Source organism: Shigella sp. SIG6, from assembly GCF_053555815.1.
Window position 1 is genome coordinate 1 of the sequence record NZ_JBQZXC010000108.1, and the last position, 12,159, is coordinate 12,159.

Annotated in this window: 11 protein-coding genes and 1 tRNA gene; 4 read left to right on the top strand and 8 right to left on the bottom strand. The window is 50.3% G+C overall.

The features are described from left to right. Positions 1 to 346: 346 nt before the first annotated feature. The 6 genes from ACUU1M_RS15535 to aspA all read right to left on the bottom strand — a co-directional run bounded on the left by ACUU1M_RS15535 (position 347) and on the right by aspA (position 6,123). Positions 347 to 422, bottom strand: a tRNA-Phe gene (locus ACUU1M_RS15535). A gap of 106 nt (positions 423 to 528) precedes the next feature. After that, a complete protein-coding gene (locus ACUU1M_RS15540) occupies positions 529 to 1,104 on the bottom strand; it encodes a transcriptional regulator (protein WP_005077313.1) in 576 nt (191 codons plus the stop codon). Between the two features lie 36 nt (positions 1,105 to 1,140). After that, entirely contained in the window at positions 1,141 to 2,838 is a 1,698-nt protein-coding gene (gene dsbD, locus ACUU1M_RS15545) for a protein-disulfide reductase DsbD (RefSeq protein WP_000068936.1), read from the bottom strand. Beyond that, entirely contained in the window at positions 2,814 to 3,152 is a 339-nt protein-coding gene (gene cutA, locus ACUU1M_RS15550) for a divalent cation tolerance protein CutA (RefSeq protein WP_000883406.1), read from the bottom strand. Before cutA ends, dsbD begins: the two co-directional genes overlap by 25 nt. A gap of 115 nt (positions 3,153 to 3,267) precedes the next feature. Next, complete coding sequence (gene dcuA, locus ACUU1M_RS15555) at positions 3,268 to 4,569, bottom strand: anaerobic C4-dicarboxylate transporter DcuA (RefSeq protein WP_000961959.1); 1,302 nt, start codon at positions 4,567 to 4,569, stop codon at positions 3,268 to 3,270. 117 nt (positions 4,570 to 4,686) lie between these two features. Then, a complete protein-coding gene (gene aspA / locus ACUU1M_RS15560; protein WP_000069437.1) occupies positions 4,687 to 6,123 on the bottom strand; it encodes an aspartate ammonia-lyase in 1,437 nt (478 codons plus the stop codon). 336 nt (positions 6,124 to 6,459) lie between these two features. On the opposite strand from aspA, the gene ACUU1M_RS15565 reads away from it, so the two are divergent. Continuing rightward, positions 6,460 to 6,936, top strand: a complete 477-nt coding sequence (locus ACUU1M_RS15565) for an FxsA family protein (RefSeq protein WP_001267445.1) — start codon at positions 6,460 to 6,462, stop codon at positions 6,934 to 6,936. Positions 6,937 to 6,951: 15 nt separating this feature from the next. Here the strand turns inward: ACUU1M_RS15565 and yjeH are convergent, their stop codons facing one another. Continuing rightward, entirely contained in the window at positions 6,952 to 8,208 is a 1,257-nt protein-coding gene (yjeH, locus tag ACUU1M_RS15570; protein WP_000015826.1) for an L-methionine/branched-chain amino acid transporter, read from the bottom strand. Between the two features lie 275 nt (positions 8,209 to 8,483). On the opposite strand from yjeH, the gene ACUU1M_RS15575 reads away from it, so the two are divergent. The 3 genes from ACUU1M_RS15575 to ACUU1M_RS15585 all read left to right on the top strand — a co-directional run bounded on the left by ACUU1M_RS15575 (position 8,484) and on the right by ACUU1M_RS15585 (position 10,958). Next, the gene (locus ACUU1M_RS15575) at positions 8,484 to 8,777 is read left to right on the top strand and encodes a co-chaperone GroES (RefSeq protein WP_001026276.1); all 294 of its coding nucleotides are present in this window, start codon (positions 8,484 to 8,486) and stop codon (positions 8,775 to 8,777) included. 43 nt (positions 8,778 to 8,820) lie between these two features. Continuing rightward, a complete protein-coding gene (gene groL, locus ACUU1M_RS15580; RefSeq protein WP_000729117.1) occupies positions 8,821 to 10,467 on the top strand; it encodes a chaperonin GroEL in 1,647 nt (548 codons plus the stop codon). A gap of 137 nt (positions 10,468 to 10,604) precedes the next feature. Next, positions 10,605 to 10,958 (top strand): DUF4156 domain-containing protein, encoded by a 354-nt coding sequence (locus tag ACUU1M_RS15585; protein WP_000558209.1) that lies wholly within the window; start codon positions 10,605 to 10,607, stop codon positions 10,956 to 10,958. A 202-nt stretch (positions 10,959 to 11,160) separates the two neighbouring features. Here ACUU1M_RS15585 and ACUU1M_RS15590 read toward each other — a convergent pair whose 3' ends face one another. Further along, a complete protein-coding gene (locus tag ACUU1M_RS15590) occupies positions 11,161 to 12,030 on the bottom strand; it encodes a YjeJ family protein (RefSeq protein WP_001008046.1) in 870 nt (289 codons plus the stop codon). Positions 12,031 to 12,159 lie beyond the last annotated feature (129 nt).

The following is a 12,159-nucleotide window of genomic DNA, read 5'->3' on the forward strand; positions in this document are numbered from 1 at the left end:
GATTGTTAGTCTTTGCATGAGCAAGCGGACTGACACATTTCTCTTTGTTCTCATTCAGAAAATCTCATCAGTCGGCGTTCAGACCGGTGTTGTGCTTTATGGATACGTTACGCTCCTGATGACGTCATTTGACGTTCAACAGCATCACGGGGCCGCACGACATTTCACGTCAGTTAGTGCTATAGCTCAGGAACAAATTTTCCCAAATTGGGATATGCTCGCAAATTGCTGGTGATGTGGGGAGAATCTGGTTGAGTTCGGTAGAATTGATTTGGAGGCAGAACGCTTAAATCGTGGCGTCCTGAAACGAAAAACGGACCTCCGTGGAGGTCCGTTGATATGAATTTGGTGCCCGGACTCGGAATCGAACCAAGGACACGGGGATTTTCAATCCCCTGCTCTACCGACTGAGCTATCCGGGCAACGGGGCGCATTAAACCGTAATCTGCACATCTCGTCAACCTAATTTCAGTAAAAGCGATTCAACTGCTTAAGATTGCGTCAAATCGCTTCTTTTCTGTGTTTCTGTCAGGTCAATGCACCACCCTGGCGGCAGCGGGCGAAGCGCAGGATATCTTCCGCCAGCCGATGTGCAGTGTCGACATCCGCCTGGCTACGATTCACCTGCATTCGGCTTAAACAGCCTTCCAGCACCAGTTCCATCTGCTTTGCTACCATCGCCGGATCGTCAACTTCCAGCGTGGTTAACAGTTCGTGGGTGAAATCGTAGGCCGCGCTTTTTTGCTGATCGGCCAGTTGATGAATAGGGTGGCCAGGATCGGGATAAAACGTACAGGCAGCGATAAATAGACAGCCCGGATAGCGGTTGTTTTTAACGCACTCCGATAACGCCTGATAACGTGCCAGCAGCTTTTGTTCGGCGGTTTGCGTTTCGTCCAGCATCAGCTGACGACGCCAGACATCTATCTGTTGGCTAAGATAACGCAGCGCATCGTAGAGGATTGCCTCTTTGTCTGGCCAGAAGCGGCGTAGCTCGTCCAGTGGATAATCCACACGTTCAGCAACCATCTCCAGCGTGGTGTTGGCAATCCCTTGTAATTCTAATAATTTCAGGGCTTCTCCCAGTACATCTTCACGTTGCACGCTATTTTCCTCCGTCTTTCCCACTGCAAGTGTCGTTCACGGTTGGCGATCGCGCAAATGTGCGCTGAAGGTTTCAGCATCCATAAAGCCCGTGACGCGAGCTTGTGGATGCTCCTGGCCTTGTCCGTCAAAAAAGAGAATTGTCGGTAGGCCAAGGACATTAAGATGCTTTAACAGCGCCACATCTTGTGCGTCGTTGGCCGTGACGTTGGCCTGAAGTAAGACCGTGTCTGCTAACGCTTTTTGCACCTGCGGGTCGCTGAAGGTGTATTTCTCAAACTCTTTACAGGCGACGCACCAGTCGGCATAAAGATCTAACATCACCGGTTTGCCTTTGGCTTCAACGAGCGCCTGATTTAACTCATCTACCGTTTTGATTTGTGTAAAGTTGAGATGCGTCTGAGTTTGCGCGGTATGCGTCGCACCAAATGCCCAATCCTGAAGTGGGCGCACGCTAACCAATGCCGCTGCCAGCAGGATTATTTGCACCACGCGCATCCAGCCGCGTTTAGCCTGTAGGCTGGTGATAAAGGCCCAGCCAAAGAATGCGACACCCAGCGCCGACCACAAGCGTAATCCCCATACATCACCAATCACTCGCTCCAGCAGGAAGACCGGCAGTGCGAGGATCACAAAACCAAACGCGGTTTTGACTTGTTCCATCCACGGGCCGCTTTTCGGCAGCAAGCGGTTACCAAAGACGGTAATTAGCATCAGCGGCAGGCCCATGCCCAACGCATAGAGATAAAGCGTGCCGCCGCCCAGCCACATGTTCCCGCTTTGGGCGATATACAGCAGAATCGCGCTAAGCGGTGCGGTGGTGCATGGTGAACAGATCAGTCCGGCAATCGCCCCCATAACAAACACACCGCCAGGTGAGCCGCCCTGTTGGCGATTGCTCATCAACGTGAGACGTGTTTGCAGCGAAGAGGGGAGTTGTAGAGTAAACAAGCCAAACATTGACATCGCCAGCAAGGTAAAGACGATGGCGAGGCCAATGAGCACGTATGGGTGCTGTAGCGCCGCCTGGAACTGTAACCCTGCGGCGGCAACTACCAAACCCAGCGCCGTGTAAGTCAGTGCCATCCCCTGCACATAAATAAAGGTCAGCAACAATGCTCTGGCAGTGGAGAGCCGCTGTTTACCACCCAGCACGATGCCAGAAATCAGTGGGTACATTGGCAGCACGCATGGCGTAAAGGCGATACCAATACCGATCAACAACGCCCAGAGCGCGGAAAAGGGCAATTGCGCGGTGTGCTGCTCTTGCTGCGAAACAGACACAGGCTGTGACGCTGCGTTGTTGGCGACCACTTCGCTTAACGGAACGGTTTTGGTTTCTGGCGGATAACAGAAACCGGCATCAGCACAGCCCTGGTAGGTGACAGTTAACGTCGCTCCCGCACTCGCCTGGTTGATGGTTACGGGAAGCGTCAGCCGATCGCGGTAAATCTCGCTTTTGCCGTAAAACTCATCTTCATGCCAGACGCCTTGCGGCAGCTGCACGTCGGCAATTTTCGCGTGTTCCGGCGTAATGCGGATCTGTTTACGGTAGAGGTAGTAACCGTCTTTGATCTGCCAGGTCAGATTAAGGTCATGTTGGTTTTGCTGAAAATCAAAAGCAAAGGCTTGATCCGCGGGGACAAATTGTGAACGTCCCGGCGCGTCGAATAATCCGGCAAAAACGGAAGTGCTGCAAAGTAGCAGAATCAGCGTAAAGATGCGTTGAGCCATGAGAGGTAATCTGTGTCTCCGTGTGTAACAGGTAAAACCAGAAGTTCCGGGGTTTGATATGGATGATGAGACTTCAGGCATTCCAGCAGTGCCTGCTGGTGAGATACGGTAGTTTTTAAAATCATCTGCACTTCGTATTCTTGCTTCAGCTTACCTTCCCAGTAATAGAGAGAGGTAGCGCCGGGGATCAAGGTCGCGCAGGCCGCCAGTTTTTCCGCCAGCACTTTGGCGGCTAAATCCTGGGCTGTCGCTTCATCCGGTGCGGTACATAGCACCACGACAGACGCGGTATTCGAACTTTTTTCATCAAGCATAAACACCTCGCAAGAACAGATGGAACCGCAAGAGAGAGGTCACTATACAACGGACGGGGGAAGGATGTTAGTCGGCGGGAAAGAAAGCGGGGCGTGAACGCCCCGCGATTGATCATTACAGCATGAAGCTACCCAGCACGAAGCCGAAGCAAACGGCCAGGGCAACACCCAGAGTACCCGGGATGAAGAACGGATGGTTGAAGACGAATTTACCGATACGGGTAGTACCCGTGTCATCCATCTGTACCGCAGCAACCAGCGTCGGGTAGGTCGGCAGAATGAACAGACCAGACACCGCAGCGAAAGAAGCAACAGCGGTCAGCGGTGAAACGTTCAGTGCCAGAGCCATCGGCATCAGTGCTTTTGCGGTTGCAGCCTGAGAGTACAGCAGAGCAGAAGCAAAGAAGAAGATGACGGCCAGCAGCCACGGATGACCCTGAATCACTTCACCAGCGGTATCTTTGATCCAGTCGATGTTGTTGGAAACGAAAGTATCGCCCAGCCACGCAACACCCAGGATACAAATACAGGCGCTCATACCTGCTTTGAAGGTGCTGGAGTTGAGGATGTTGTCGGTATCGACTTTACAGATAACGGTGGTCAGAGTTGCAACGCTGAGCATGATGATCAGGATTGCGTTGGTGGTGTTCATCAGCGGTTTTTCAACCAGACCCATGCTTGGGCTGTTGATGATTGCATAGATAACCACGCCAACTACGCCCAGCAGGAACAGCCAGACGGACGTTTTTGCACCGGATTTGATTTCAATCTGCTTTTCACCGCGCAGTTCAACCAAGCCCTCTTCCAGACGCTTGCGATAAATCGGATCGTCAGAGAGTTTAGAGTTGAACAGCATAGTGACCAGGAAGGACATCACCAGAACCGCCAGCAGGGTGGACGGGATGACCACGGAGAGCAGATGGAGGTAGCTGATGCCATGACCTTCCATCACGGAAGACATGTAAACCACTGCCGCTGAGATTGGCGATGCAGTGATCGCAATCTGCGCGGATACCACTGCAGTAGAGAGCGGACGGCAAGGTTTAACGCCTTGTTCCTTCGCAACTTCAGCGATAACTGGCAGTGTCGCCAGAGAGATGTTGCCAGTACCAGCAAAGATAGTCAGGAAATAGGTCACGATCGGTGCGAGGATCGTGATGTATTTCGGGTTACGGCGCAGCAGCTTTTCTGTCTGATGAACCAGATAGTCCAGACCGCCAGCAACCTGCATGGCAGAAATAGCGGCGATAACTGCCATGATAATGGAAATGACATCGAACGGGATGTTACCGGGTTTAACGCCAATTGCGGCAAGAACCAGCACCCCCAATCCGCCTGCAAAACCAATACCTATTCCCCCCAATCTGGCGCCCAAGAAGATCGCCAGCAAAACTATGATGAGTTCTACAACTAGCATATTAGCCTTCCTTGTTTTTTAACAAGTTGATATTAGATTGTTATTTTTAAGTTACTGCTCACAAGAAAAAAGGCACGTCATCTGACGTGCCTTTTTTATTTGTACTACCCTGTACGATTACTGTTCGCTTTCATCAGTATAGCGTTTTGCTTTGTAAGCCGGGTGCATCAGATTCTGTACGGAGAAAATATCGTCAAGTTCCGCTTCAGTCAACAGACCGCGTTCCAGAACGACTTCACGTACACTCTTACCGGTTTCGGCACAGATTTTACCCACGATGTCACCGTTGTGGTGACCGATGAACGGGTTCAGGTAAGTAACGATACCGATAGAGTTGTAAACGTAACCTTCGCACACTTCTTTGTTAGCAGTGATGCCGTTAATGCATTTTTCCAGCAGGTTGTAGCAAGCGTTGGTCAGAATGTGAACGGATTCGAACATGGCCTGGCCAATGACCGGTTCCATAACGTTCAACTGCAGCTGACCTGCTTCTGCTGCCATGGTAACAGTGGTGTCGTTACCGATGACTTTGAAGCATACCTGGTTAACCACTTCCGGAACAACCGGGTTTACTTTAGCTGGCATGATGGAAGAGCCCGCCTGCAGTTCCGGCAGGTTGATCTCGTTCAGGCCGGCACGTGGACCAGAAGAGAGCAAGCGCAGGTCGTTACAGATTTTGGACATCTTCACAGCCAGGCGTTTCAGCGCGCCGTGAACCATAACATAAGCGCCGCAGTCAGAGGTCGCTTCGATCAGGTCTTCAGCCGGTACGCATGGGAAGCCAGTGACTTCAGCCAGTTTTTTCACTGCCAGCGGAGAGTACTCTTTCGGCGTGTTCAGACCAGTACCGATTGCTGTTGCGCCAAGGTTAACTTCCAGCAGCAGTTCAGCGGTACGTTGGATGTTTTTCACTTCTTCTTTCAGCAGGATGCTGAAAGCGCGGAATTCCTGACCGAGGGTCATCGGTACTGCGTCCTGCAGCTGGGTACGACCCATTTTCAGGATGTCCTGGAATTCGACAGCTTTACGTTCAAAGCCTTCACGCAGTTGGTTAATCGCATCTACCAGCTTAATCAGGGAAGAGTAAACTGCGATACGGAAACCGGTCGGGTAGGCGTCGTTAGTGGACTGACATTTGTTAACATGGTCGTTCGGGTTCAGGTACTGATATTCACCTTTCTGGTGACCCATCAGTTCCAGACCGATATTGGCCAGCACTTCGTTGGTGTTCATGTTTACGGAAGTACCTGCGCCGCCCTGGTAGACGTCTACCGGGAACTGATCCATGCATTTTCCGTTGTTCAGGACTTCATCACATGCGGCAATGATGGCATTCGCTACACTTTTAGGAATGGTTTGCAGCTCTTTGTTTGCCATAGCTGCGGCTTTTTTAACCATTACCATACCGCGAACAAATTCAGGAATATCACTGATTTTGTTGTTGCTGATATAGAAGTTTTCAATCGCTCTCAGAGTGTGAACACCATAGTAGGCATCAGCTGGAACTTCCCTGGTACCCAACAGATCTTCTTCGATACGAATGTTGTTTGACATGTGAACCTTCTTTTTCAAGCTGCCAATGATTTGCTTTAAACACACAGAATATATGTGGTTTCGAATGTTTTTCGACCGACGATTATCCCCTGCATCGACCGAATACCCGAGATCATATGCTGCTTGAGGATTTCTACCGTAATCTGGATCACTTTAAGTGTCGGTTTTTACCCCTTAATTATTAATTTGTGAAATAGATCACCGCTTTGGGATTACTACCAAAAATAGTTGCGCAAACATCTTGAAATTTTGCTAATGACCACAATATAAGCTGAACGCGATTCGCAACCCATTCAGGTAGCCGGGTTTAACCGGCTGCTATTACAGGAGAAACCTTTGCGCTGGTTACCTTTTATTGCCATTTTCCTTTATGTCTATATTGAGATTTCAATCTTTATTCAGGTTGCCCATGTATTGGGGGTATTGCTGACCCTCGTGCTGGTTATATTCACGTCAGTTATCGGTATGTCACTGGTACGTAACCAGGGCTTTAAGAATTTCGTGCTGATGCAGCAAAAAATGGCGGCGGGTGAAAACCCTGCGGCGGAGATGATTAAAAGTGTTTCGCTGATTATTGCCGGTTTGCTGCTTTTATTACCGGGCTTTTTCACCGACTTCCTCGGTCTTCTGCTTTTATTGCCGCCGGTGCAAAAGCATCTGACAGTGAAGTTGATGCCACATTTGCGCTTTTCTCGCATGCCAGGCGGCGGTTTTAGCGCCGGGACCGGTGGCGGTAATACTTTTGATGGTGAGTATCAGCGAAAGGATGATGACCGCGACCGCCTTGATCATAAAGACGATCGCCAGGATTAATGTCGAAACGCCGGATTATGTGGTTATGCCATTTTCCGGCGTTTTTCGTTTTGGCAGAAACAGCCATAACCCCACCAGCATGATCAGCGCATAGAGACTTTTCCAGCCGACCATTGCCAGTAACAGAACGCATAACAGCCCGCCAACCACCGCCAGTAGTCGATAACGACCTTGCAATAATTTACAGCCTGCCAGCATGCATAACAGATAAATCATAATAAAGATGCCATTGGCATAAATAATAAGAGCGTCCAGATTGATCTCTAAGGCATGAATTACCAACGTGCTCACCACGCAGCAGCCAAGCACCGCATTGAGGGCATTATTCGGGATATGGCGAGAAGAGAGGCGTGCCAGGTAGTGGTCAGGATTATGTTGCGCCTGCGACCAGACCAGGCGGGCGAAGCTCTGTATATAAATGTTAAGACTGGCAAAGCAGGCCAGATAGCCAATTACGCAGGCAATCCATAACGCTCCTACACCGAACAACTGCACTACAATTTTTGGAAGCGATGCTGCCGCCGCCATTTGTTCACCATAGGCGTCGAAGTGTAAGACGACTACCGTACAGCCCCAGTAGACTAATCCTGCCAGCAGCAGACCAATCATCAAAGCACGAGGAAAATCACGCTCTGGATTTTTAAATTCCGAGGCAAGATGGGCAAATGCTTCCAGACCGACAAAACACCAGAACATCACTGATAACGCAGCAAATAACCCGGTAAGTTCGATATTTCCTGGCGCGGGGAAGGGGATACTCGCAGGTTTGATATCGCCCGCCCACCAGATAGCGACAATCAGTGCGACGATAAGTCCGGCAATAACGGTTTGTAGATTAGCACTGGAACTGGCACCGAGAGTACCGATATACCACACCAACGCCAGCGTACCGAGTTCTGCCAACAACAGTTGCCAGCTATGCCAGCCAAACATTGCCTGGCCGAATCCGGCAGCAATTTGTAGTGCGGCAGGCAAACCCACGGGAATGACCGATAAAAACAGCCAGCCGGTGACTCGCTCAAGCCGCGAACCAAACGCCATACCGACGAAGTGCGCGACGCCGCCTGCGCTGGGATAGTGGCGACCCAGAATCGCAAACACAATCGCAATCGGGAACACTAAGATAATCAAAACGGGCCACGCCCACAGGCTGTTATTGCCTGCTACCAGTGCAGCTAACGCAGGAACGGCAAACACGCCAGTGCCTAATAATGACGTCGATAGCAGGCCAATGCCCTGGGCCAGCCCCAGTTCTTGTTTGAGTCCACTCATGGGTTGATATCCGATTGCGCCCAAATTTTGGGCAACTGCGTAGATTTTCGATGGTAGCACAATCAGATTCGCTTATGACGGCGATGAAGAAATTGCGATGAAATGTGAGGTGAATCAGGGTTTTCACCCGATTTTGTGCTGATCAGAATTTTTTTTCTTTTTCCCCCTTGAAGGGGCGAAGCCTCATCCCCATTTCTCTGGTCACCAGCCGGGAAACCACGTAAGCTCCGGCGTCACCCATAACAGATACGGACTTTCTCAAAGGAGAGTTATCAATGAATATTCGTCCATTGCATGATCGCGTGATCGTCAAGCGTAAAGAAGTTGAAACTAAATCTGCTGGCGGCATCGTTCTGACCGGCTCTGCAGCGGCTAAATCCACCCGCGGCGAAGTGCTGGCTGTCGGCAATGGCCGTATCCTTGAAAATGGCGAAGTGAAGCCGCTGGACGTGAAAGTTGGCGACATCGTTATTTTCAACGATGGCTACGGTGTGAAATCCGAGAAGATCGACAATGAAGAAGTGTTGATCATGTCCGAAAGCGACATTCTGGCAATTGTTGAAGCGTAATCCGCGCACGACACTGAACATACGAATTTAAGGAATAAAGATAATGGCAGCTAAAGACGTAAAATTCGGTAACGACGCTCGTGTGAAAATGCTGCGCGGCGTAAACGTACTGGCAGATGCAGTGAAAGTTACCCTCGGTCCAAAAGGCCGTAACGTAGTTCTGGATAAATCTTTCGGTGCACCGACCATCACCAAAGATGGTGTTTCCGTTGCTCGTGAAATCGAACTGGAAGACAAGTTCGAAAATATGGGTGCGCAGATGGTGAAAGAAGTTGCCTCCAAAGCGAACGACGCTGCAGGCGACGGTACCACCACTGCAACCGTACTGGCTCAGGCTATCATCACTGAAGGTCTGAAAGCTGTTGCTGCGGGCATGAACCCGATGGACCTGAAACGTGGTATCGACAAAGCGGTTACCGCTGCAGTTGAAGAACTGAAAGCGCTGTCCGTACCGTGCTCTGATTCTAAAGCGATTGCTCAGGTTGGTACCATCTCCGCTAACTCCGACGAAACCGTAGGTAAACTGATCGCTGAAGCGATGGACAAAGTCGGTAAAGAAGGCGTTATCACCGTTGAAGACGGTACCGGTCTGCAGGACGAACTGGACGTGGTTGAAGGTATGCAGTTCGACCGTGGCTACCTGTCTCCTTACTTCATCAACAAGCCGGAAACTGGCGCAGTAGAACTGGAAAGCCCGTTCATCCTGCTGGCTGACAAGAAAATCTCCAACATCCGCGAAATGCTGCCGGTTCTGGAAGCTGTTGCCAAAGCAGGCAAACCGCTGCTGATCATCGCTGAAGATGTTGAAGGCGAAGCGCTAGCAACTCTGGTTGTTAACACCATGCGTGGCATCGTGAAAGTTGCTGCGGTTAAAGCTCCGGGCTTCGGCGATCGTCGTAAAGCTATGCTGCAGGATATCGCAACCCTGACTGGCGGTACCGTAATCTCTGAAGAGATCGGTATGGAGCTGGAAAAAGCAACCCTGGAAGACCTGGGTCAGGCTAAACGTGTTGTGATCAACAAAGACACCACCACTATCATCGATGGCGTGGGTGAAGAAGCTGCAATCCAGGGCCGTGTTGCTCAGATCCGTCAGCAGATTGAAGAAGCAACTTCTGACTACGACCGTGAAAAACTGCAGGAGCGCGTAGCGAAACTGGCAGGCGGCGTTGCAGTTATCAAAGTAGGTGCTGCTACCGAAGTTGAAATGAAAGAGAAAAAAGCACGCGTTGAAGATGCCCTGCACGCGACCCGTGCTGCGGTAGAAGAAGGCGTGGTTGCTGGTGGTGGTGTTGCGCTGATCCGCGTAGCGTCTAAACTGGCTGACCTGCGTGGTCAGAACGAAGACCAGAACGTGGGTATCAAAGTTGCACTGCGTGCAATGGAAGCTCCGCTGCGTCAGATCGTCCTGAACTGCGGCGAAGAACCGTCTGTTGTTGCTAACACCGTTAAAGGCGGCGACGGCAACTACGGTTACAACGCAGCAACCGAAGAATACGGCAACATGATCGACATGGGTATCCTGGACCCAACCAAAGTAACCCGTTCTGCTCTGCAGTACGCAGCTTCTGTGGCTGGCCTGATGATCACCACCGAATGCATGGTTACCGACCTGCCGAAAAACGATGCAGCTGACTTAGGCGCTGCTGGCGGTATGGGCGGTATGGGTGGCATGGGCGGCATGATGTAATTGCCCTGCACTTCGCAGAAATAAACAAACCCCCGGGCAGAAATGTCTGGGGGTTTTTCTTTTGGTCATCTTTCTAGTATAAGATTCAGACACGGACGACGCGAGTGGCGTCCAGCTCATTGATTATGGGGAATAACATGCACGTAAAATACTTAGCAGGGATTGTCGGTGCCGCGCTACTGATGGCGGGTTGTAGCTCCAGCAACGAATTGAGTGCTGCCGGTCAGAGTGTACGCATTGTGGACGAGCAGCCAGGCGCAGAGTGCCAGCTGATTGGTACTGCGACAGGTAAGCAAAGCAACTGGCTTTCCGGGCAACACGGAGAAGAGGGCGGTTCTATGCGCGGCGCAGCAAACGATCTGCGCAACCAGGCGGCTGCAATGGGCGGTAACGTGATTTATGGCATCAGCAGCCCGTCGCAGGGAATGTTGTCCAGTTTTGTCCCGACGGATAGCCAGATTATCGGTCAGGTTTATAAGTGCCCGAACTGATGTGATCCAGAGGCTGGGTGACAAACGTATTATTGCCTGATGCGCTTCGCTTATCAGGCCTACAGCAGGCATTGCAACTGATTGAATGCTTGAGAATTTGTAGGCCGGATAAGGCGTTTACGCCGCATCCGGCATGACCAACGATCACGTTATCAGTCATTTCAGGCTGGATGGCTCCAGCCTCGCATTAGCAAAGATGAGATTATTTCGCCTGTGGTGCAGTTTTGCTGGTGGATTGTACACGTAAGTGATGCAGCGCGCGTAAGCATTGATCCTGGGTTAGCGGTTGGGCGTTATTCGCCGCTACGGTGCGAACATAGACCTGACATGGCACACCCGCGAGTTTTTTCAGTCGTGGGCTGAAATCAAGCATTCGGCGAGTGATCGCCTCTATTTCTTTACCCGGCGTTGCTTCACGCGTTTTCACCACTGCGCCGCTAAATTGTTCTTTGCCACTTTCATCTTTAAAGCGGTAAAGCACCGCCAGATAATGGTCGAACAAGTTATGTTTCCATTCCGGTTGGGAATAGGTGTCATATTCCAGATTGCCATTGTCCTGGCAGTCAACGTCGTATAACGGCAGGAAATCTAACAGTGAGGTAATACGTAATGCCAGTTCACGCATTTCCGCATTATTAATTGCATGAATGATTGCTCGCGCCAGCATTTCAATCTGCAACTCATTGACGACTAACTCACATTTGCTACCGTCATGTAGCGTTAATACGAAGGTAAGATTTTCGCCTTGATTATCGGTAAGTTCCAGCGTGTTAACCCGACGATTAATATCGGCATTTTTAAGCTCATCAACCAGAATTTCTGGGATGTTTTCTGCCATTTTCTTAATGACTTTATCGCGAGCTTGCTCATACTGAAGGCGTGCAGCAGCATCCAGTTTATGCTTTTGATGCAGACGACTTTCCAGCGCAATCAGCAGGTCGCGCAGTTCCATGACAGACATAAAGAACAACGATTCTTTATTGCGAGGTTCTTTAATTTTCAGCGCCAGTGCAATGAAATTATTACTCTTGCGAATAACACCGGTATTAACACCCTTGATGCTTATGGCCATGTAGGTTCTCCCTAACCATTTCTCAATTAAATAATTAATTTTAATTTATAAGCCAGATAAATGGGCTTGGTAGTAATAGTTGTTAAAATAACATAAATAGCCGTGCTCACTCTATATAAACAGAAAAGA

Bases quoted from the DNA above. Each gene is read 5' to 3' on its own strand.
- dsbD (WP_000068936.1), bottom strand. From the start codon at position 2,838: ATGGCTCAACGCATCTTTACGCTGATTCTGCTACTTTGCAGCACTTCC.
- cutA (WP_000883406.1), bottom strand. From the start codon at position 3,152: ATGCTTGATGAAAAAAGTTCGAATACCGCGTCTGTCGTGGTGCTATGT.
- dcuA (WP_000961959.1), bottom strand. From the start codon at position 4,569: ATGCTAGTTGTAGAACTCATCATAGTTTTGCTGGCGATCTTCTTGGGC.
- aspA (WP_000069437.1), bottom strand. From the start codon at position 6,123: ATGTCAAACAACATTCGTATCGAAGAAGATCTGTTGGGTACCAGGGAA.
- yjeH (WP_000015826.1), bottom strand. From the start codon at position 8,208: ATGAGTGGACTCAAACAAGAACTGGGGCTGGCCCAGGGCATTGGCCTG.
- ACUU1M_RS15575 (WP_001026276.1), top strand. From the start codon at position 8,484: ATGAATATTCGTCCATTGCATGATCGCGTGATCGTCAAGCGTAAAGAA.
- groL (WP_000729117.1), top strand. From the start codon at position 8,821: ATGGCAGCTAAAGACGTAAAATTCGGTAACGACGCTCGTGTGAAAATG.
- ACUU1M_RS15585 (WP_000558209.1), top strand. From the start codon at position 10,605: ATGCACGTAAAATACTTAGCAGGGATTGTCGGTGCCGCGCTACTGATG.
- ACUU1M_RS15590 (WP_001008046.1), bottom strand. From the start codon at position 12,030: ATGGCCATAAGCATCAAGGGTGTTAATACCGGTGTTATTCGCAAGAGT.